This window comes from Secundilactobacillus silagei JCM 19001 (assembly GCF_002217945.1).
Taxonomy (GTDB): Bacteria; Bacillota; Bacilli; order Lactobacillales; family Lactobacillaceae; genus Secundilactobacillus; species Secundilactobacillus silagei.
In genome coordinates this window covers 172,926-193,705 of the sequence record NZ_BCMG01000004.1, presented here as the reverse complement: position 1 = coordinate 193,705, position 20,780 = coordinate 172,926, and the positions used below count along the sequence as shown (strand labels likewise).

Annotated in this window: 23 protein-coding genes; 6 read left to right on the top strand and 17 right to left on the bottom strand. The window is 45.8% G+C overall.

Going from position 1 to position 20,780, the window contains the following annotated elements:
- Positions 1 to 9: 9 nt before the first annotated feature.
- Positions 10 to 240 (bottom strand): DUF1146 family protein, encoded by a 231-nt coding sequence (locus CES79_RS05310; RefSeq protein ID WP_054654082.1) that lies wholly within the window; start codon positions 238 to 240, stop codon positions 10 to 12.
- A gap of 458 nt (positions 241 to 698) precedes the next feature.
- On the opposite strand from CES79_RS05310, the gene CES79_RS05305 reads away from it, so the two are divergent.
- Genes CES79_RS05305 through CES79_RS05295 form a run of 3 tightly spaced genes read left to right on the top strand, consistent with a single transcriptional unit; the run spans position 699 to position 2,848 of the window.
- On the top strand, positions 699 to 947 hold the full coding sequence (locus CES79_RS05305; RefSeq protein WP_225362319.1) for a lipoyl domain-containing protein: 249 nt from the start codon (positions 699 to 701) through the stop codon (positions 945 to 947).
- A gap of 12 nt (positions 948 to 959) precedes the next feature.
- Positions 960 to 1,868, top strand: a complete 909-nt coding sequence (lipA, locus tag CES79_RS05300) for a lipoyl synthase (RefSeq protein WP_054654084.1) — start codon at positions 960 to 962, stop codon at positions 1,866 to 1,868.
- On the top strand, positions 1,865 to 2,848 hold the full coding sequence (locus CES79_RS05295; RefSeq protein ID WP_089136530.1) for a lipoate--protein ligase: 984 nt from the start codon (positions 1,865 to 1,867) through the stop codon (positions 2,846 to 2,848). The genes lipA and CES79_RS05295 overlap by 4 nt, the downstream gene beginning before the upstream one ends.
- A 268-nt stretch (positions 2,849 to 3,116) precedes the next feature.
- Here CES79_RS05295 and CES79_RS05290 read toward each other — a convergent pair whose 3' ends face one another.
- From CES79_RS05290 to CES79_RS05225, 14 genes are all read right to left on the bottom strand, one after another.
- Positions 3,117 to 3,545: a F0F1 ATP synthase subunit epsilon gene (locus CES79_RS05290; protein WP_054654087.1), complete on the bottom strand. Its 429-nt coding sequence runs from the start codon at positions 3,543 to 3,545 to the stop codon at positions 3,117 to 3,119.
- Positions 3,546 to 3,558: 13 nt separating this feature from the next.
- Complete coding sequence (atpD, locus tag CES79_RS05285) at positions 3,559 to 4,971, bottom strand: F0F1 ATP synthase subunit beta (protein ID WP_089136529.1); 1,413 nt, start codon at positions 4,969 to 4,971, stop codon at positions 3,559 to 3,561.
- 22 nt (positions 4,972 to 4,993) lie between these two features.
- A complete protein-coding gene (locus tag CES79_RS05280) occupies positions 4,994 to 5,887 on the bottom strand; it encodes a F0F1 ATP synthase subunit gamma (protein WP_054654088.1) in 894 nt (297 codons plus the stop codon).
- A 25-nt stretch (positions 5,888 to 5,912) separates the two neighbouring features.
- Positions 5,913 to 7,451 carry a F0F1 ATP synthase subunit alpha gene (gene atpA, locus CES79_RS05275; RefSeq protein ID WP_054654089.1) on the bottom strand — a complete coding sequence of 513 codons (1,539 nt, stop codon included), beginning with the start codon at positions 7,449 to 7,451 and terminating at the stop codon, positions 5,913 to 5,915.
- A 28-nt stretch (positions 7,452 to 7,479) separates the two neighbouring features.
- Positions 7,480 to 8,022, bottom strand: coding sequence for an ATP synthase F1 subunit delta (atpH, locus tag CES79_RS05270; protein ID WP_054654090.1), 543 nt, complete (start codon positions 8,020 to 8,022; stop codon positions 7,480 to 7,482).
- Position 8,023: 1 nt separating this feature from the next.
- Positions 8,024 to 8,527: a F0F1 ATP synthase subunit B gene (atpF, locus tag CES79_RS05265; protein ID WP_054654091.1), complete on the bottom strand. Its 504-nt coding sequence runs from the start codon at positions 8,525 to 8,527 to the stop codon at positions 8,024 to 8,026.
- Between the two features lie 50 nt (positions 8,528 to 8,577).
- On the bottom strand, positions 8,578 to 8,790 hold the full coding sequence (atpE, locus tag CES79_RS05260; protein ID WP_054654092.1) for a F0F1 ATP synthase subunit C: 213 nt from the start codon (positions 8,788 to 8,790) through the stop codon (positions 8,578 to 8,580).
- A gap of 92 nt (positions 8,791 to 8,882) precedes the next feature.
- Entirely contained in the window at positions 8,883 to 9,602 is a 720-nt protein-coding gene (atpB, locus tag CES79_RS05255; protein ID WP_089136528.1) for a F0F1 ATP synthase subunit A, read from the bottom strand.
- Positions 9,603 to 9,870: 268 nt separating this feature from the next.
- Positions 9,871 to 10,500, bottom strand: coding sequence for a uracil phosphoribosyltransferase (upp, locus tag CES79_RS05250; RefSeq protein WP_089136527.1), 630 nt, complete (start codon positions 10,498 to 10,500; stop codon positions 9,871 to 9,873).
- A gap of 206 nt (positions 10,501 to 10,706) precedes the next feature.
- On the bottom strand, positions 10,707 to 11,966 hold the full coding sequence (gene glyA, locus CES79_RS05245) for a serine hydroxymethyltransferase (protein WP_054654093.1): 1,260 nt from the start codon (positions 11,964 to 11,966) through the stop codon (positions 10,707 to 10,709).
- 158 nt (positions 11,967 to 12,124) lie between these two features.
- Entirely contained in the window at positions 12,125 to 13,141 is a 1,017-nt protein-coding gene (locus tag CES79_RS05240) for an L-threonylcarbamoyladenylate synthase (RefSeq protein ID WP_054654094.1), read from the bottom strand.
- A gap of 36 nt (positions 13,142 to 13,177) precedes the next feature.
- Positions 13,178 to 14,020, bottom strand: a complete 843-nt coding sequence (gene prmC / locus CES79_RS05235; protein ID WP_089136526.1) for a peptide chain release factor N(5)-glutamine methyltransferase — start codon at positions 14,018 to 14,020, stop codon at positions 13,178 to 13,180.
- The gene (gene prfA, locus CES79_RS05230; RefSeq protein WP_089136525.1) at positions 14,013 to 15,095 is read right to left on the bottom strand and encodes a peptide chain release factor 1; all 1,083 of its coding nucleotides are present in this window, start codon (positions 15,093 to 15,095) and stop codon (positions 14,013 to 14,015) included. The genes prmC and prfA overlap by 8 nt, the downstream gene beginning before the upstream one ends.
- 15 nt (positions 15,096 to 15,110) lie before the next feature.
- Positions 15,111 to 15,698, bottom strand: coding sequence for a thymidine kinase (locus tag CES79_RS05225; protein ID WP_089136524.1), 588 nt, complete (start codon positions 15,696 to 15,698; stop codon positions 15,111 to 15,113).
- A 229-nt stretch (positions 15,699 to 15,927) separates the two neighbouring features.
- Between CES79_RS05225 and CES79_RS05220 the strand changes: the two genes are divergently transcribed.
- Positions 15,928 to 17,277 (top strand): Mur ligase family protein, encoded by a 1,350-nt coding sequence (locus tag CES79_RS05220; protein ID WP_089136523.1) that lies wholly within the window; start codon positions 15,928 to 15,930, stop codon positions 17,275 to 17,277.
- Positions 17,274 to 17,978, top strand: coding sequence for a type 1 glutamine amidotransferase (locus tag CES79_RS05215; protein WP_089136522.1), 705 nt, complete (start codon positions 17,274 to 17,276; stop codon positions 17,976 to 17,978). Before CES79_RS05220 ends, CES79_RS05215 begins: the two co-directional genes overlap by 4 nt.
- Positions 17,979 to 18,051: 73 nt before the next feature.
- Here CES79_RS05215 and CES79_RS05210 read toward each other — a convergent pair whose 3' ends face one another.
- A complete protein-coding gene (locus tag CES79_RS05210; protein WP_089136521.1) occupies positions 18,052 to 19,086 on the bottom strand; it encodes a serine hydrolase domain-containing protein in 1,035 nt (344 codons plus the stop codon).
- 114 nt (positions 19,087 to 19,200) lie between these two features.
- Positions 19,201 to 20,238, bottom strand: coding sequence for a branched-chain amino acid aminotransferase (locus tag CES79_RS05205; RefSeq protein ID WP_089136520.1), 1,038 nt, complete (start codon positions 20,236 to 20,238; stop codon positions 19,201 to 19,203).
- 201 nt (positions 20,239 to 20,439) lie between these two features.
- On the opposite strand from CES79_RS05205, the gene CES79_RS05200 reads away from it, so the two are divergent.
- On the top strand, positions 20,440 to 20,769 hold the full coding sequence (locus CES79_RS05200) for a hypothetical protein (RefSeq protein WP_054654096.1): 330 nt from the start codon (positions 20,440 to 20,442) through the stop codon (positions 20,767 to 20,769).
- The last annotated feature ends 11 nt before the right edge of the window (positions 20,770 to 20,780 follow it).

The window sequence follows — 20,780 nt, the reverse complement described above, 5'->3', positions numbered from 1 at the left end:
CTGCATTGATTATTTAACAAGAAAAATTAAATTTCTGACATTATCTATAAAGTTCAAGAAAAATTCGCTGCAGGTATAGCCTACTGTTACCGACAGCAAAACGATCAGTACCCGCGCTTGGTTCGGGTATAGCCGCATCACATTTTCAATGTGTAGTTTTTGAATACTCCAAAAGGCCACGAAAATAAAAACAAAATGACTGATCAACGTCATCAGAGCCTGAGCACCGATTGTCTGCATGGTTCACTTTCCTTTCTGCATTACCCCTAAAATATAGCATATTTCATGCACGCTGTCCCCTGTTCTATTGCATTTGTAATATTACGTTTTACAAAGCAATCACTTTCCGCTGATTCCAGTTTAGAGTGTCCATATTTTAATTATAGTGATTATAACTATTAACTTAATTGATATGTAATAAAAGTCCCAGATTTACCACTATTTTTAAAGTTCATTTTTTCACATTTAATTGTACACTATTAATTCATTTTTCTGATTTTAAAATATTCAATGTGGAATATGTTTTAACCTATTTTTAGATTAAATGAAATATTCCTTTTAAAACCGATACTAAAGCCCTTAAGTTGCTTCATATAAGTGTTTGTAAGCGCTAACTAGTAAGAATATTCGCTGAGTTTCACAATCTGATTGATTGATGTTAGTCTGAATTTGTTAAGTTAAATCATTCAATCACGGAGATGATTATTTTGATTAAAGAAGTTCATATGCCAAAGCTAAGTCCTAAATCCGATCAGTACTTTTTCGGCAAGTGGGACAAACAGCCCGGTGACTCAGTTAAAACGGGTGATGTTTTGTTTGAGGTCGAGACCGAAAAGGCGATCAGCCAGGTTGAAAGCCAAGAAGACGGCACCTTAAAAGCCCAAAAAGTAGCAACCGGCGATACCACTAAAGTCGGCGATCTAGTGGCTACTATTGAAGTCGCTTAGGAGGATATAAAAATGACAACAAATCATCAAACAAGTGCTCCAACCAAAGCACCAGCAAAAGCACCAGCAAAACCAAGCTGGTTAAAGGTTACTTACGATCAAAAAAAAGTTGATAAAATGACTGACCTACTTAAGGGGTTAAAGCTCAACACGGTCTGTGCTGAAGCCAACTGCCCTAACCTAGGTGAATGTTTCGGCAGCGGTTCAGCTTCCTTCATTATCTTAGGACCTAACTGTACCCGTGCTTGCCGCTTTTGTGACATTCCCCACGGTCATCCCAAGGACGTTGACCTGCTAGAACCGCTGCGGGTCGCCCAAGCAACTAAGAAGCTTGGTTTAACTCACGTGGTCGTCACCAGTGTTGACCGCGATGACCTGCCAGACTTAGGCGCTGACCAATTCGTGCGTACGATTCACGCCATTAAGAAGCTGAATCCTAAGACCACGATTGAAGTGCTCACACCTGATTTCCAAGGCCGTGAAGACTGCCTTGATAAGGTGATTGCAGCTGGTCCCGATGTGTTTAACCACAACATGGAAACCGTTCGTCGAGTCACCCCGCTGGTCCGTAACCGGGCTACCTATGATACGTCATTACACGTTTTGGATTACGTCAAGAAACACGCACCAAAGAACATGTACGTCAAGACCGGTATCATGCTTGGTCTGGGCGAAAAAGATGAAGAAGTCTACCAGTTAATGGATGATCTACGGGCCATTGACGTTGACTTCTTAACCATTGGCCAATACGTCCAGCCAGGTCCAAAGAACTACACCCTGCGCGAATGGGTCCCAATGTCACGCTATCAGGAATACTACAAGCAAGCAATGAAGCGTGGCTTTAAATTCGTTGCCAGCTCACCACTTGTCCGGAGCTCTTACAAAGCTAAGGAAGAACTTGAAGCGGTGGAAAACAAATGATCTATTTACCTGTAGACAGTCTTGATGTCCGTCACAACTTCGCTTTAGAATACTATTTAATGACCGAAAAGCGGCCTTCTGAACCGGTTTTAATGTTGTGGTCAACGACACCGACCGTCATGCTAGGTAAGTATCAAACTGCTGAAAACGAACTTAACCGCCCGTTTATAGCGGCACATCACATTGCAGCAGTCAGACGGCTGTCTGGCGGCGGTACGATCTACAGCGATCAGGGTGGCTGCCAGTTTACCCTGATCACACCAAACGACAATAACGCCATTGACTTCTCATCTGGCTTGAACCTGATCATGCAAGCCTTGAACCGCATCGGCATCAAAGCGCAGATGGACAGCCGCAATGATCTGGTCGTTGACGGCCGCAAGGTTTCTGGCAGCGCGCAATATCTCACAACCGGCTACCGGCTGCACCATGGCAGTCTGCTGTTTAATGCCAACCTGGACTGGATGGCACAGGCCCTGAAGATCGATCCAGTGAAACAAAGGGCTAAACACATCCAATCGGTGCATCAGCGCACGGTTAATCTGATCGAACAGCAGCCCACTTGGACTGCTGCGACGTTTAAAGAACAGTTAACGCAGGCCCTGATCACAATCACGCATGCCAAAACTAGTCAGCTAACGGCAGCTGAAGAAACTCACCTGCAGCAAATTGCGACTGACAAGTTTAATGAAAGCGCTGTCTGGACTGCTAATACCCGTCAATTTGACTACGTTCATAAAAGCTATTTAACGGGGATCGGTGTCGTCTGTGTCGCGTTCAACTTGGACAAACAACAGCGGTTCACAGCCCTTAAGCTCACCGGGGATTTCTTCAGTAACCTTGACCTGCAGCACTTTGAACACGCGTTGCTTGGCCAAGTTCATCAAGAAACAGTCGTTGCCCCGATCATCACACGTGAACTGCAGCAAGCACCGATTAAGGGATTACAGCCCCAGCAGCTCACCGCGTTATTATTTTAATATGATTGTGGAATATTTTTCAAAAAAGAGGCCCCATTCGGATTCCCCGTGTGAGGCACTGAAACTCAAACGATTATTGAAACTACTGGTTAAAATTATTCCTAAACGGTAAATATAAATCATTAGATAATAATTAAGTAAACCATTAGTTTTATAAAAGAGGTAGTCGGTTATCAATTTCCTGATAACCGGCTACCTCTTTTACTCATCATTTAGAACCCAAAAAAGACGCTATCCATAAAATGGAATAGCGTCCTCGCTTGCAATTTTACTTGCCAGCAACGTTAATTCGATTGATCGCCCGCCGAAGTGCAACTTCTGCACGTGCAAGTTCATCTTTATCATGTGCTTCGTGTGCCTTTTGAATCCGAGCTTCAGCCCGCTTCTTGGCATTTTGAGCACGATCAACATCGATGTCACCTTGTTTTTCCGCAGAGTCAGCGACAATGGTTGCAACATTGTCTGAGAATTCAACGAAACCGCCATTAATGGCAATTTCATCGGGATTCTCACTACTGTCTGATTGGATACGTGCTTCATCAAATGCTAACGAAGCAATCACAGGAACGTGGTTGGCCATGATACCAAGTTCACCAAGCTGCGTCTTAACGACTAACATCTTAGCTGCCTTGTTATCATAGACGTTACCATCGGGGGTTACGATACTAACGGTTAAAACTGATTGATCATCAGCCAATTAGAACCCCTCCTTACTTGCTTAAGTCAGCCTGCATCTTCTTGGCCTTTTCAACAACGTCTTCAATTGGTCCACAGTTACGGAAAGCATCTTCTGGAAGATCATCATACTTACCTTCCAAGATCTCCTTAAAGCCTTTAACGGTATCAGCAACCGAAACATAGGTCCCTGGTGTACCGGTAAATTGTTCCGCAACGGAGAAACTTTGTGACAAGAAAAATTGGATCCGACGTGCACGACCAACAATGGTCTGTTCTTCGTCAGACAATTCATCCATCCCAAGAATTGAGATAATGTCTTGAAGTTCACGGTAACGTTGCAAAACATGTTGAACTTCTGTGGCCACTTCGTAGTGTTCTTGACCAACAACTTGCGGGTCAAGGGCAGTTGAAGTTGAAGCCAGTGGGTCCACGGCTGGGTAGATCCCTTGTTGCGTCAATGAACGTTCCAGGTTGGTGGTAGCGTCCAAATGGGCGAAAGTCGTTGCTGGAGCAGGGTCGGTATAATCATCGGCAGGAACATAAACAGCTTGAATAGAGGTAATTGACCCCTTCTTCGTACTGGTGATACGTTCTTGCAACTGACCCATTTCAGTAGCCAACGTAGGTTGGTAACCAACGGCTGAAGGAATCCGGCCAAGTAAGGCTGAAACTTCCATCCCGGCTTGGGTAAACCGGAAGATGTTATCGATAAATAACAGCACATCTTGACCCTTAACATCACGGAAGTATTCCGCAATGGTTAAACCAGTCAATGCAACCCGCATACGGGCACCAGGTGGCTCGTTCATTTGACCATAGACCATGGCCGTCTTTTCAAGGACACCTGAACCTTTCATTTCGTAGTACATATCATTACCTTCACGGGTACGTTCACCGACACCTGTGAAGACTGAAATACCATTATGACCTTGTGCAATGTTGTGGATCAACTCTTGAATCAAAACGGTTTTACCAACACCGGCACCACCGAACAATCCAATCTTACCACCACGAACATAAGGTGCTAACAAGTCAATAACTTTGATCCCGGTTTCCAGAATCTCTGAAGTTGGGTTCAATTCATCGTACTTAGGTGCGTCACGGTGAATTGGCATTCTTTCAGCATCTGGGCCGAATTCGGGACCGCCATCAATTGGATCCCCGAGGACGTTAAATACTCGACCAAGTGTGTCATCGCCGACTGGAACGGTAATGGAAGATTCAGTGTTTTCAACTTCCATCCCACGACGAAGACCATCAGTACCATCCATGGCAATCGTTCTCATTACCCCGTCACCTAATTCAAGGGTAACTTCAGTAACAAGGAAACTGCCATCATCTTTTTTGATGTGAAGCGCGGTATTGATATCTGGGAGTTTGTCATCCAGCGGGAATTCAACGTCGACAACTGGTCCGATAACTTGAACAACTTTACCAGAACTCATTATTCGTTAATTCCTCCCGTCATTAATTATTCAATGCCTCTTGCCCACCAGTAATTTCAGTAATTTCAGTCGTAATTGCTGCTTGGCGAGCACGATTATATCGCAATTCAAGATCAGCAATGAGGTCGTCAGCATTATCTGAAGCCGACTTCATAGCATTAGAACTTGATGCGTGTTCAGACGTCTTAGCATCCAGGATCGCACCGAAAACGAGGCTTTCTGAATACTGTGGCAACACAACCTTCAATACTTCCTTCTCAGAAGGTTCCATATCGTAAGTTGCTGATAAAGTTTCAGTCTTTGTATCCTGAGCTTCATCACCACTCAGTGTTTCACTGTCGACTGGCAACATCTTTTCGCCACGGAACCGCGATACGATTCGGTTAACGAAATGGTTGTAGCAAACGTAAAGTTCACTGAAAACGCCACTATCATACATTGAGGTTACGGTTTTGACAATTTGTCTAACTTCATTAAAAGTCGGCACATCGCTGACACCACGATATTCGTAGGCCACGTTTTCACCGCGCTTCTTATAGAAATCAGCACCGGTTCCGCCAACTGCAAGGATCAAATGGTCCTTGTCACCGCTATGCTTAGCGATAAATTCGTTGGTTTCACGGATAACATTACTGTTATAACTGCCGACCATCCCTCGGTCAGAAGTAATGACTAAGTATGCTGTCTTACCTGACTGATCAGATTGCGAATCGCTCGAGGAATCATCTAATAGATGAGATTTTGCCAGATGCATCACAACAGCTTTGACTTTGCTGACGTAGTCTTGGTAACCGACAGCAGCTTTTTGAATCTGGTTCAACTTAGAAGTCTGAACCATTTGCATCGCTGAAGTAATCTGACGTGTACTCTTTGTTGAAGCAATGCGGTGTTGAACAGCGCTCATTGATTCAGCCATTAGCTCTCACTATCCTTCCTCAAGTTTATTTGTTCGCCACTGGTTCACTCTTGTCATCATCTGCTGGCTGGAACGTCTTGACAAAATCAGAAACGGCTGCTTCCATCTTATCGTTGTCTGGCAGATCACCGGTCTTAGCTATGGTTTCAAGCAGATCAGCGTGTGAGGCATCGAAGAAGTCGAAGAGGTCGCTTTCGAATTTGGCAATATCATCCAACTTGATGTCATCAAGATAACCGTGAGTCAATGCATACAAAATCAAGACTTGTTTTTCAACTGGAAGTGGAGAATGCAGTGGTTGCTTCAAGACTTCAACGGTCCGAGCACCACGGTTCAGCTTAGCTTGGGTAACTTCATCCAGATCAGAGCCAAATTGTGCAAATGATTCCAATTCATGGTATGAAGCCAAGTCCAAACGAAGTGTCCCAGCAACCTTCTTCATCGCCTTGATTTGGGCATCACCACCAACCCGAGAAACTGAAGTCCCGGCATCGATAGCTGGCCGAACACCTGAATAGAATGAATCGCTATCCAAGAAGATTTGACCATCGGTGATTGAAATAACGTTGGTTGGAATATAAGCTGAAATGTCCCCAGCTTTGGTTTCAACGATCGGCATCGCCGTCATTGAACCGCCACCTAAAGCATCACTCAACTTAGCAGCCCGTTCAAGCAGACGTGAGTGGGTATAGAAAATATCCCCTGGATAAGCTTCACGACCTGGTGGCCGACGAAGAATCAGAGAAAGTTCACGATAAGCATCCGCTTGCTTTGAAAGATCATCATAGATGATCAAAACATGCTTGCCGTTAAACATGAACTCTTCACCCATTGCAGCACCGGCATATGGCGCGATGTAAAGCAATGGTGCAGGTTCTGAAGGACCGGCAGTCACAACGATGGTGTAATCCATGGCACCATACTTAGTTAAGGTTTCAACTTGACTACGAACCGTTGATTCCTTTTGGCCGATCGCAACATAGATACAAATCATATCTTGGCCCTTTTGGTTAATGATCGTATCGATACCAACAGTCGTCTTACCTGTCTTACGGTCACCAATGATCAATTCACGTTGACCACGACCAATTGGAACTAAGGAGTCAATGGCTTTCATACCAGTTTGAAGTGGTTGGAAAACTGACTTCCGTTCCATAACACCGGGAGCTTTTCGTTCAATAGGACGGGTTTTATCTGTCTTGATTTCGCCCTTACCATCAACGGGTTGACCTAATGAGTTAACGACCCGTCCGATCATGGCATCCCCAACGGGAACTTCCATGATACGGCCAGTCCGCTTAACTGTGTCGCCTTCAGTGATCTTCGTGAAATCACCAAGGACAACGATACCAACATCGTTACTTTCAAGGTTTTGGACCATGCCATAAACCCCGCTATCGAATTCGAGCAACTCACCAGCTAACGCATTTTCAAGTCCGTGAGCTCTGGCGATACCATCACCAACGTAGGTAACGGTACCAGTTTCTTCAACAGAGATCTCGTCTTGGTAGTTTGCTAATTGTTGTTTGATTAGAGCACTGATTTCCTCAGCTTTAATGCTCATACAGGTTTCACCCCTTTTTAAAGATCTCTTATACTAATAATGTTTGACGCAAACGGCGAATTTTAGTCTTAATGGAACCATCAAAGATCGTTCCAGCAGACTTAATAATCACACCGCCAATAATAGATGTATCAACTTTGCTCGTCAAAACGACTTGCTTAGCGCCGACCCGTTTTGCATAACCTGACTTAATTTTGTCAAGTTGCTTATCATCCAGGGCGACCGCTGTAGTCACATCTGCATAAACGGTTTGGTTGTGTTCATCATACAGTTTCTGGAACTGATCAATGATTTCTACCATTGCGTCCATCCGACCGTAATCATAAACCATCCGAACCAAGTTATGAATCGTACCTTCAGTGCTGTCTAACAACGGCTTGACTAAGGCTTCCCGCTTAGCTAGCGCTAAACTATTATCTGTTAATGCACTTCCCAATTGTGGGTTGTCTTGGAAGACTTTACGAAGCTGTTTGAGGTCTTCATAATCAGCGTCCAACTGGCCGTTGCTCTGAAGCAACTCAAACAGTGCTTTGGAGTAGCGCTTGGCTACCGTTACCTTATCAAGACTCATGTTACTTCCCCAACCCTTCGATATAAGAATCAATCAATGCCTTTTGATCATCAGCGCTTAATTCTTTTTGAATGATCTTGGAAGCAATCTCAATAGATAAGTCAGCCACATCGTTACGCACACTAGCAAGTGCATCTTGACGCTCCTGCTCGATATCCTTCTTGGCGTTATCCTTCAACGATTGTGCATCGGTTTGGGCATCGGCCAAAATACCATCACGCTGTTGCTGACCTTGCTTCTTGGCAGAATCAACAATGCTGGTTGCTTCATGACGCGAGTTAGCCAGTGCGTCTTGGCGTTGCTTTGCAAGCTTGGCTGCATCATCACGCGACTTTTCAGCTGAATCAATATCGTCAGAGATCTTATCAGCACGGTCTTGCATCATTTTATTGATTGGCTTCCAAGCAACAATCTTGATCAACCACATCAATATGATGAAACAAATCGCGTAGAAAAGCATATCTCCAATTGCAAGACTACTAGCTACGGCTAAATGTGAAAACATCTATTGACACCTCCTTTTGTTAAAAATTTAATTTAACGTGTTGTCCGTCATTACTTGTTCATAACAAGCAAGGCAACAACGAAGGCAATGATAGGCATGGCTTCAACCAACCCAACACCAATGAACATGTTAGTCCGTAATTGACCAGATAATTCTGGTTGACGGGCCATACCTTCTAGCATCTTAGAAATAACAAGACCGTCACCAACACCACCACCAATAGCGGCACCGGCCATAGCAATACCTGCTGCAATAGCTCCCATAATCTGAGTTCCTCCTTAAAATGATGTAGAAATAGTAGATGAATATTGTAAGTCGTTTACTCCTCAACTTCAAGCTTCAGTTAGAGATAAATTTAATCTCCAATTTCGGTCTTCTTTGAAATGTAGACGGCTGACAGTGTTACAAACACATACGCTTGAATGGCACCAAGGAATGCTGAGAATCCTTGCCAAACCAGTTCCAATGGGATTGCGACGATCATCGTTGCAATTCCGTGTGAAAAGGCTAGGCCTCCGATAATCTTCAGCAACATTTCACCAGAGAAAATCACACCGAAAATACGTAGACCTAACGTCAGGAAGTTCGTGAATTCCTCGAAGATACTAATTGGTAACCAGAAAACGAACGGTTGCAAGTAACCTGAGAAGTGTTTCTTCCAACCATACTTCGTTACACCGGCAAACTGAGCAATCATTAAGGTTGCAAGTGAGAATGTCATGGTAACGATCGGATCAGAAGTTGGACTTCTAACAAAGTCCTTCCCACCAACAGCAATTTGCAAGAACAAACCAAGTTGGTTAGAAATGAACAGGAATAGGAACAAGGTGAACCCATAAAGGCCGAATGCGCCCGTTTCATTTCCAGGGATAGAACCCTTCAAAATGCCGTTTGTAAAATCAATTAGCCATTCAAGGATGTTTTGTCCCTTACCTGGTTTCATTGTAATATGCCGCGAAAGGGCAAATACAAACAAAAAAACGAGCACAAACGCAATTAATCCCGAATATATGTTAGCGGCATTAAACGTAAGTCCCCCAAATTGAAAGGTTGCAACTGAAGATGGATCTCCCACAGAGTATCACCTCTTTTCAAACTATGTTAACGTTGGAAGTTCGAAAGAACCTCGTCCATTAATCAACAAGTCAAATTTCAAATCTTCGAACGCAGTACTATAAATGAAAAATATCCATTACAAATACAAACAAAATAATACCACCGTTCATATGAAAACACAAAGCTATTCGGTAAAATAACCCGATAAAAAAAGCCAATTAATTTGACCTATCCGCTACTTATCAGACAGATTCATATTAATTGGCTATTATTGTGTTTATAAAAAATTACTTAGTGCCAAAGAGTCTGTCGCCAGCATCACCTAGTCCGGGAACAATGTAGCCGTTCTCGTTTAAATGATCATCTAAAGCAGCTGTGTAAATATCAACATCTGGATGTTTTGCACGTAAAGCCTTAACACCTTCTGGCGCTGCGACTAGACAAACAAACTTGATGTTGCTTGCACCACGTTTCTTTAAGGCATCAATTGCCATGATCGAAGAACCACCAGTAGCAAGCATTGGATCAACCACAAAGATCTGTCGCTGACTGATATCAGCCGGTAACTTCACAAAATATTCGTGAGGTTCCAGCGTCTTCTCATCACGATACATCCCAATGTGGCCGACCTTAGCTGCTGGAATCAACTTCATGATCCCGTCGACCATCCCAATTCCGGCACGCAGAATCGGTACGATAGCGACCTTTTTCCCAGCTAACGTCTTGGACGTTGTCTTAGCGATTGGCGTCTCGATTTTGACGTCCTTCAACGGCATATCACGTGCAACGTCATACGCCATTAACATGGTGATCTCATCAACAACTTCACGAAAGACCTTCGTTCCGCAATTCTTATCCCGAATAATTGTCAGTTTATGCTGAATCAGCGGATGATCCATAACCTGAAACTTGCCCATGTACTTGACACTCCTTTAGTATTTCTTTTAATTGTACCATGCTCACGGGCTTCTGTGATAAAAATCTAGAAAGAGTGTGAAAAAGATTGCCTGATTCTAAACTGTAAGACTATTTAAAGTTATTGCTGGTTTAACCAGAACAGCCCGCTAACCACGATTAATTGGTCAGCGAGCTGTCTGTATAACGATTTTAATTGATGCTGGGTTTAATCAAATTTGATGGGTGCAACGTAGGCATCGATCGGATGGGCATCCGTTAATGCGCGGACATCTTTTCGAACCTGTTCTAGAGCTGCCTCATCGTCGTGCTTTTCAATTGCCGTGACGATCAACTTAGCAACCTGCTTAGCGTCATCTTCCTTGAACCCCCTAGTTGTAATAGCAGGAGTGCCTAAACGGATGCCAGACGTCTTAAATGGGCTCAGTTTTTCGTTTGGAATCGATTCTTTATTAGTCGTGATCATGACACTGTCTAATAATTCTTGGGTTTGCTTACCATTGAGGTCAGTTTGGCTGACATCTAAGGTCATCAGATGGTTATCAGTACCGCCAGAAACTACCCGGACTTTATCGGCCGCGTTAAATACCGCAGCCATGGCCTGGGCATTTTTAATGATCTGAGCCGCGTAATCTTTAAATTCTGGCTGCAGGTCCTCTTTAAAGGTGATTGCCTTACCCGCAATCACGTGTTCCAGTGGTCCACCTTGAGTGCCAGGGAAAACGGCTGAATTGATCTGCTTGCCATACTTGGCTTGCGATAGGATCAGACCGCCACGAGGACCGCGCAAAGTCTTGTGCGTCGTGGTCGTCACAACGTCAGCAATGCCCACTGGTGATGGGTGCAGACCAGCTGCGACTAATCCCGCAATGTGTGCCATATCTACCATTAAGTAGGCACCCACTTCGTCCGCAATCTTACGGAAAGCTTGCCAGTCAATGATCCGGCTGTATGCTGAAGCCCCTGCTACGATCATCTTCGGCTTCACCTTTAATGCCAGATCACGAATCATGTCGTAATCTAACAGCTCAGTTTCTGGGTTTAAACCGTAGCTATAAGCGTTATAAAGCTTACCGCTGAAGTTGACCTTAGCGCCGTGAGACAAATGCCCGCCAGCATCAAGCCCCATGCCCAAAATAGTATCACCAGGCTTTAAAAAGGCTGCGTAGGTAGCTTGGTTTGCTTGGGAGCCGGAGTGCGGCTGAACGTTCGCATATTCGGCGTGAAAGAGTTTCTTAGCACGCTCGATGGCTAAACTTTCAACGACATCAATGAATTCATTACCGCCATAGTACCGCTTTGAAGGATACCCCTCCGAGTACTTGTTGGTCAAAACCGACCCTTGGGCCGCCCGAACCGCTGGCGAAACGATATTTTCCGACGCAATTAACTCAATATTATGCTGCTGACGATCCTGTTCTTGACTAATAGCTTGCCATAACTCTGGGTCTTGTTCTTGATAATTCACACGATCAGCTCCTTAGCATTTAATTACGTCTTAGTTTAACAAATCCAGCGCAGAAATGATAGGGTCTAGACCGCAAAAGACAAACAAAAATAAACGGTTAGCATCTTTTGTTCGTGAAACACGAAAAGACACTCACCGTTTAATTTAATCGTTCAGGTTTATTTTAAAAAATGCATCCCACCGGCTGATTTATCTAACCGGTTCATGTAGGCTGCCCCTAATCCGGTGTTGGCAAACCCTTCAGTGAAGATCACTTTAACTTCGGATTCCAGATCAAAGTGCCGTAGCCCGGCAAATAGTAAATGGGTCGCGCTTTGAATGTCCTGACCCAGAGAATAGGTCTCAACGTTTTGCGGTATTGCTAAGCGGGTCAGCACGTCATCCGTTGCCATGACCCCAATGGCTTCATCCTGCTGAGCAGCCCACTGCATCGCCGCGGCAAAGTCAGCGGTCTGATCAACAATTTCAACCTGAGCACTCGGCGCATAGTGTTTATACTTCATGCCAGGGGCCTTGGGAATTTCATTAGCGCCAACGTGGTGGTGATCAGCTTTAACGTCGCCGATAACCCGTTCCAGTTCAGCCACCGTAACGGCTCCCGGCCGCAAAATCGTCGGCACGTCAACTGACATGTCAATGATGGTTGACTCCACCCCAACTTTAGTGGGACCGTCATCCACGATACCGGCAATCTTGCCGTTTAGATCATGGTAGACGTGCTTGGCCAACGTTGGACTAGGCTTACCAGACGTATTGGCTGACGGCCCCACGATAGGAATTCCCGCTGTGGCGATCAGCTTAAGGGTGACTTGATTTTGCGGCATCCGAAAAGCCGCGGTATCCAACCCACCGGTGACCGTCTTGGATAACGTGCCCGGCTTCAGCGGTAAGACGATGGTCAACGAACCCGGCCAGAACTGGGCCATTAACTGTTTGACCTTATCAGACAGTGGCTGAGCGTACCGTTCTACCATTTCAATGGAAGAAACGGTAACAATCAGCGGATTATCACTGGGACGGCCCTTAGCAGCGTACACGTTGCTGGCAGCCTGTTCGTTAGTGGCATCCGCACCCAAGCCGTAAACCGTCTCAGTCGGAAAAGCCACGAGTTCACCCTGTCTTAACAGTTTAGCAGCTGCCTCGACTTCATCTGGTTTAAAAATTTTAGTTTCCATAAATTTTACTCCTATTCTCATTAAAGAAGACTGCGTTTAATTAAAGCTGATCCGCACCATCCGGTCATGACCGGCAATGTCCTGCCGTACGGTAACCGTTGCAGCCGGAAACCGGGTCTTGAAAATTTGGCTAACAGCCTTGCCTTGCTGAAAACCAATTTCCAAGAAGACCTGTTTGGCGCTGGCAACGCCTTGCTTCAACTGATCGGCCAGCCGTTCATAAATCGCTAAACCGTCATGGTCAGCAAACAGGGCCATGTTAGGTTCGCTCTTTAACACATCCGCATCCATTTCCGCCACTTCGCTGCGTGAAATGTAGGGCGGATTGCTGACGATCACGTCAAACTGAGTACCAGCCAGCGGTTTTAACAGGTCGCCTTGGACCGTCTTTACTGGGGTGTTTAAGCGCTCAGCATTTTCTTGAGCAACCTTTAACGCCCCCTCAGACAAATCAGAGAGGACGACCTGCCAGTCTGGCCGCTGTTTTTTCAGCGTGAGCCCAATTGCCCCGCTGCCCGTACCAACATCCAGTACCGATAAAGCGGACTGCGGATTAGCTGACAGGATCCATTCAACTAACTCTTCGGTCTCCTGTCGCGGAATCAGGACGTTTTCATTGACCACGAAGCGTTCACCGTAAAATGGTGCAGTACCAATAATGTACTGCGGTGGGACCCCGTTCACGTATTGGTTGATCGCGTTCACGTACTGTTCATCCAATTGAGCTGGCATGGGCTGGCGGTATTTGATCAGCAGATGGGTCTGATCCAGCTGGCTGAGTTCCTGCAGTAGATACGTTGCTGCCGATTCATCTAACTGGTTTTTCTGAACAAACAAAGAAGCCCATTTGAGGGCTTCATAGTAGGTGCGATTAGCCATGGTTCAGCTGCTCCATCTTTTGCGTTTGGTCGTACATGATCAACGCTGCGATGATGTCATCTAAATCGCCATTCATAATCTTATCCAGTTTGTTTAAGGTCAGCCCGATACGGTGATCAGTGACCCGGTTTTGCGGGTAATTGTAGGTTCGAATTCGTTCTGAACGGTCCCCAGTACCCACGGCCGACTTCCGCTTTTCATCGTAAGCATTTTCTTCTTGTTCGTGGTAGTAGTTGTAGACCCGCGCCCGCAAGATCTTCATGGCTTTCGCCCGGTTTTGCTGCTGTGAACGTTCATCTTGCATGGCAACCACGATCCCGGTTGGCAAGTGGGTCATCCGCACCGCCGAACTGGTCTTGTTAATATGTTGACCACCGGCACCTGATGACCGGTAAACATCGGTCCGAATATCCTTGGGATCGATATCAATATCAACGTCTTCGGCTTCTGGCATGACCCCTACAGTGGCCGTAGAGGTATGCAGCCGGCCAGCGGATTCAGTGACGGGCACCCGCTGAACACGGTGGGCACCAGACTCATACTTCAGCTTAGAATAAACCTTATCGCCGCTGATCAGTAAAACGATTTCCTTGAAACCGCCGACTTCGGTCGCATTCTTATCAACGACTTCCACCTTCCAGCCCTGCTTTTCAGCGTAGCGGGAATACATATCAAACAGGTCAGCTGCAAATAAGCTGGCTTCATCACCACCGGCAGCCCCATGGATTTCCATGACGATGTTCTTATCATCGTTAGGATCCTTAGGCAATAGCAGGATGCGAATCTGTTCCTCGAGCTTGGCTTTTTTGTCCTCTAATTCTTTGAGTTCGTCTTTGACCATGCTGCTCATGTCATCGTCCAGCTTTTCGTGAAGCATTTCATTGTCTTCATCGATCTGGCCGGTGACTTTTTGGTACTTACGGTAAGCTTCGACAGTATCTCTAAGCTCGCCTTCCTCTTTTGATAATTTCATGAAACGCTGCGTATCCGCAATAATTTCTGGATCACTGATCAGTTCGTTAAGTTCATCATAACGGTCGACCAGTGCTTGTAATCTATCGAACATTTCGTCCATTTTTATATAACTCTCCTATTCTTCGCCTAGCATATCCATTGGTGGATTATAGTAGTGTTTTCTGCAGACGGGATAATATGACTCGTTGCCGCCGATCTGAATCTGCTCGCCTTCGTAAACCGGTTTATTATCGTGAAAGCGTAAGTTCATCGTGGCCTTTTTAGCACAGAACCAGCAGATGGTCTTCATTTCTTCAAGCTTGTCAGCATACAACAAGAGGTATTTCGACCCTTCAAACAGCTCGTTTTTAAAGTCGTTTTTCAGGCCAAATGCCATCACGGGGATCTTCAGTTCATCCACGATCTTGGCTAATTCAAACACGTGTGCCTTAGTCAAAAATTGCGCTTCGTCGATCAGCACGCAATTGGCTTTGGCGTTGATCTTCTTGACCATGTCAAAAACGTTATCATCATGAAAGATTGGAACGGCTTTGCGTTTCAGCCCAATTCGGCTAGCGACCATGCCGACACCGTCACGACTATCTCTACCGCTAGTCATAATGATCACCGGCTTATTTTGCTCCTCATAATTATGAGCCACTTTCAAGATTTCAATGGTTTTACCGCTGTTCATTGCCCCGTACTTAAAAAATAATTGTGCCAAAGGTCTCATTCCCCACTCTTCGCAAATTTCTCATCTATTATAGCGGATTTGACGTTAAAATTCACCCTCCGGCAGCGATATTCACCAGTGAAATCGTTTTTTTGATTAAATCAGCGCTGGTTCACCGCTTATTTAGGCGAAACATGGTAAAATATATGCTTAGTTAAATCGAAATAAATCGTTTCGGCTGTTACTGAATTGGGTGCAGCAGGACAAGGAGAAAAAAACAATGACTTTACGAAGTACCGTAGCTACCTTCGCTGGCAGATCCTCATACTGGTTTCTGCACACGTTTATGAAGGGCGGCAGTTCACTGCCTGGCAAAATCACAACCAAAATCGACCCAGAGATCTTAAAACATCTGGGACAAAACTACGACGTCATCGTCATTACCGGTACCAACGGTAAAACCTTGACGACTGCGCTGACCGTGCGCGTTTTGAACCAAAAATACGATCATATTTTAACCAACCCCACCGGTTCCAACATGGAGCAAGGCATCGTGACCACCTTCCTGCGGGCACCCAAAGTTAAGGGTGCCCGGCCAATTGCCGTGCTGGAAGTCGATGAAGCTAACGTTATCAAAGTCACTAAGTATATCAAACCAAAGGCTTTCGTCTTCACCAATATCTTCCGGGATCAAATGGACCGTTACGGCGAGATCTACACCACCTATCAAAAAATCATTGACGGGGTGGCCCTAGCACCGGAAGCCACCATTATCGCTAACGGCGACGCGCCGATCTTTCATTCCAAGAACCTGCCGAACCCGATCATTTATTACGGGTTCAAGCAGCAAGATGAAAAAGATATCAAGGCTAAACCAAATACCGATGGCGTTTTGTGCCCTAACTGTCAGCATATTTTGCACTACCGCTACCTCACTTATAGCAATCTAGGAAAGTACTTCTGTCCCAACTGCGGGTTTGAACGTCCAGAACTGAAGTACGCAATTACCCAGATTTCTAACCTGACCCCTACCAGCTCAGAATTTGAAGTTGACGGTCACGCCATGAAGATTGAAATTGGCGGGCTGTATAACATCTACAACGCCCTGGCTGCCTACGCCGTTGGTCGTTTTCTAGGCGTCACACCAGAACAGATCGACACGGCCTTTAGCGAAGATAAGAAGGTCTTTGGCCGCCAGGAAGTGATCGATCTAGACGGTAAGCAGGTCACCTTGATCTTAGTCAAGAACCCGGTTGGTTTAAATCAAGTCCTCGATATGATTGCTACCGACAGCAAACCGTTTTCATTTGTCGGGCTGCTTAACGCCAACTACGCGGATGGAATCGACACCAGCTGGATCTGGGACGGTAACTTTGAAAAGCTGCCAGCGTTAAACATTCCGGCCTACATTACCGGTGGTGAACGTTATAAAGACATCACCTTCCGTTTGAAGGTCGCTGGTGTCCCAGATGATAAGCACGCGGTGGTGCCAGAACTCAAAGACGTGGTCGAAAAGATTAAGACTTTGCCAACCGAGCACGTTTATGTTTTGGCAACCTACACAGCTGTGTTACAATTACGGAAATTATTAGCCGATCAGGGCTATATCAAGGAGGGAATGGGCGCATGACCTACGAATTAAACGTGGCTCACCTTTATGGCGACCTGATGAATACTTACGGGGATGTCGGTAACATCCTCGCGTTGAACTACTACGCTAAACAGATGGACGTTAAGTTAAACGTCAAGGTGGTCAGCCTAGATCAAGACTTCAAGGCTGCCGATTATGACCTGGCTTTTTTTGGCGGTGGTCAAGACTTTGAACAAGTCATCGTCTCTAAAGATATTCAGACCAAGAAAAAAGAACTCACCGCCTTTATTGAAGATGGCGGTCCAGTACTGGCTATTTGCGGTGGCTTTCAACTATTAGGCCACTATTACGTGGATGCCAAGGGCGATAAGATCCCTGGTATCGGCGCACTTGACCACTACACCCTGTCACAGGATAATCACCGATTTATCGGTGACATCGTGATCAAGAACGCCGACAACGGTGAAACCTACCATGGGTTTGAAAACCACCAGGGCCGAACCTTCTTAGGTAAGGCTGAAAGTCCGCTGGGTAACGTGGTGCAAGGTAAGGGCAACAACGGCGAAGATGGCACTGAAGGCGCGATCTACAAGAACGTCTACTGCTCTTACTTCCACGGCCCAATTTTGACCCGCAACGGCAATTTAGCTAAACGGTTATTGGTCGCTGCGCTTAAACGGAGCTATCCCGATGCTGATTTCTCTGAGCAAGAAGCACTACCGGTCCCAGCAACTTTTTAATCAATACTAAAAAAACATCCTGTCCTATCAGTCATCATAGCTGATAAGACAGGATGTTTTTCATTACCATGGGTTAATCTGCTTTAACTTCAGCTGATACGTAACTCGCCTTCTCAGCCAAATAAACGTCAATGATCGCGTTTCTCCGTGCTAAGAACGCTTCGTTAGGTGCCGTGGGATGCACTCGGTTGGACAAAAAGACCATTCCTTGATGCGTTTGCAAATCCAGCACTAAACACGTCCCCGTGTAGCCGCTGTGCCAGATGCACAGGTGCGGCGTTGGCCCCTTCACCTGCAACAAGGCCCAGCCAAACGACCGCCCCTGATGATGCAGCGGTGTTTGATCAGCTAATAACGTGGCCTTTTGCTGCTGGGTCATGGGCAGATCACTGTCCGACAGCATTGCCTGCTCAAAGGTCACCAGATCATTTAATGTGCTAAATAACCCAGCTGACCCGCAACGGGACTTTAACACAAACGCTTTTGGATCGTGAACGGCACCGCGAATCAGGCCACGGGTCGCTGACCATTCGGTGGGCACGCACCGCGTTGGATCAGCTGGCTGGAAAGTACTCTCATTCATTCCTAACGGCTGCAAAACCATTTCGGTAATGAGCGTTTGAATCGGCTTTCCTAAAATGGCCTCCGCAATCCAGCCCAGAAAAATAAAGTTGATGTCGGAATACACCATTTTGCGTTCAAAATTCTCACCCACGTGCAACCCTAACAATGCCGCATGCAGCTCCACCGCCGTGAGTTTATTACGGTGTGGAATGTAGCCGGTGATCCCCGAAGTATGGGTGATCAAATGCCGAATGGTGACCCGGTTATCCTGCCACTGCGGCAGATAGTCGCAAACCCGATCAGTCAGTGCCAGCTTACCTGCAGTGATCAATTGCATAATCACATTAACGGTACCGACCACCTTCGTTAGAGAGGCCACATCGTAAAGCTGATTGGCTTTTAACGGCTCGTAGCTAGGCAGTAAGGCTTCCGCTCCATACAGGCCTCTACGGACCTGAGAACCATCAATAAAGGCATAGCTCACACCTGGCACCGTGCCATCGTTCACGAGATCTGTGATTGCTGCAACCGTTTTTTCATACATGACTTCAAAACTCCCTTACGTTCTTTTTCCCTAGAATAGCATAAGGCCAGCAGCTTCCCCAAGTCTCAGGGAGCTAACTGGCCTTATCTTTACCAATCCGTTAAATTTCTAAACTTAAACTTCGACTTTTTGAATCCAGCCTTCAGGTGCTTTAACGTCGCCAAATTGAATCCCAGTCAACGTGTCATACAGTTTTTGCGTCACGGGACCAACCTCAGTTTCACTGTAGAAAACGTGCAGCTGATCTTGATATTCGATTCCGCCAATCGGTGCAATCACCGCAGCGGTCCCCATGGCACCAGCTTCGGTAAAGCGGTCAAGGTCGTTAATAAAGACGTCACCCTCGATGGCTTTCATCCCCAGGTTGTGTTCTGCTAGGTACAGTAACGAATACTTGGTAATGCTTGGCAAAATCGAGTTGGACTTCGGTGTTACAAATTCATTATTCTTAGTGATACCAAAGAAGTTCGCTGACCCGGCCTCTTCAATCTTAGTATGGGTTGCTGGATCGAGGTAAATCACATCTGAATAGCCGGCCTTATGAGCTTCGCTACCGGGCAGTAAACTGCCGCCGTAGTTACCGCCGACCTTGCTCTGACCGGTACCGTGAGGGGCTGCCCGGTCATAATATGACGTCGTAAAGTTGGTGGGCTTCACGCCACCCTTATAGTAAGCACCCACGGGCATGGCAAAGACCGTAAATAGATATTCCGGTGCGGGATGGACCCCGATATTTTCACCGACCCCAATCATTAACGGCCGCAAATAAAGGGTGCCGCCAGTGCCATACGGTGGGACGTAGTCGGCGTTGGCTTTAACAACTGACTTAACAGCTGCCACGAACTTATCAGTGGGAAACGGCGGCATTAATAACCGTTCACAGCTCTTTTGCATCCGGGCAGCATTCCGGTCTGGGCGGAACAATTGAATGTCGCCGTTTTTAGTCCGGTAAGCTTTCAGACCTTCAAAATCAGCCTGGCCATAATGCAGTGCGGTTGACCCCTCACTGATATGTAACGTGGCATCTTCAGTTAGCTTGCCATCGTCCCATTGGCCATCTTTGTAGTGGGCTAAGAAACGGTAGGGTAAATCCATATAATTAAAGCCTAAGTTTTGCCAATCAATTTCAGAAGGTGCTGGTGCTTTTGTCAATTGAACCACTCCTTATCAGATATTTGCATTAGAAAATCATAGTAACTTTCATTGATTTTTAATAGATTGTATGCTGATTCTCCAGGGGTGTCAAGCGTCTCTCACCCCACGTCAACCGCCTAAGTCTTGCGACAAGTGAGCCTCATCTGCTACAATGTCAATACACGTTAATGCATAAAAAAGGAAAGAGGTTAATATTCCTTGGCAAGTAATTCTGATTCAATCTATAACGTCCTCACCTTTGTCCAGCGGCACCCAGACCGGGTGATTTTTAAGCCGCGTGAGTACGCTAATTCTGTCACGGTCGGTATTCCTGACAGTGTAAAAGTCTCTAATCCTGAAATTTATTTTCCTAGTGACCGTTTAAGCGTGAACTTACTGGCAGACTCATTCGTTGGTGAATATGGCGATCTGCTCAATCATTTCTATGAGTTGACCACTCAATCCAAGCCTGATTACCGTGAAGTCTGGGTCACCACCAGCCATTTAAAACAGCAAAATCTGTACCTGTTAGACCTTTCTTTTGAATAACACCAAAAATC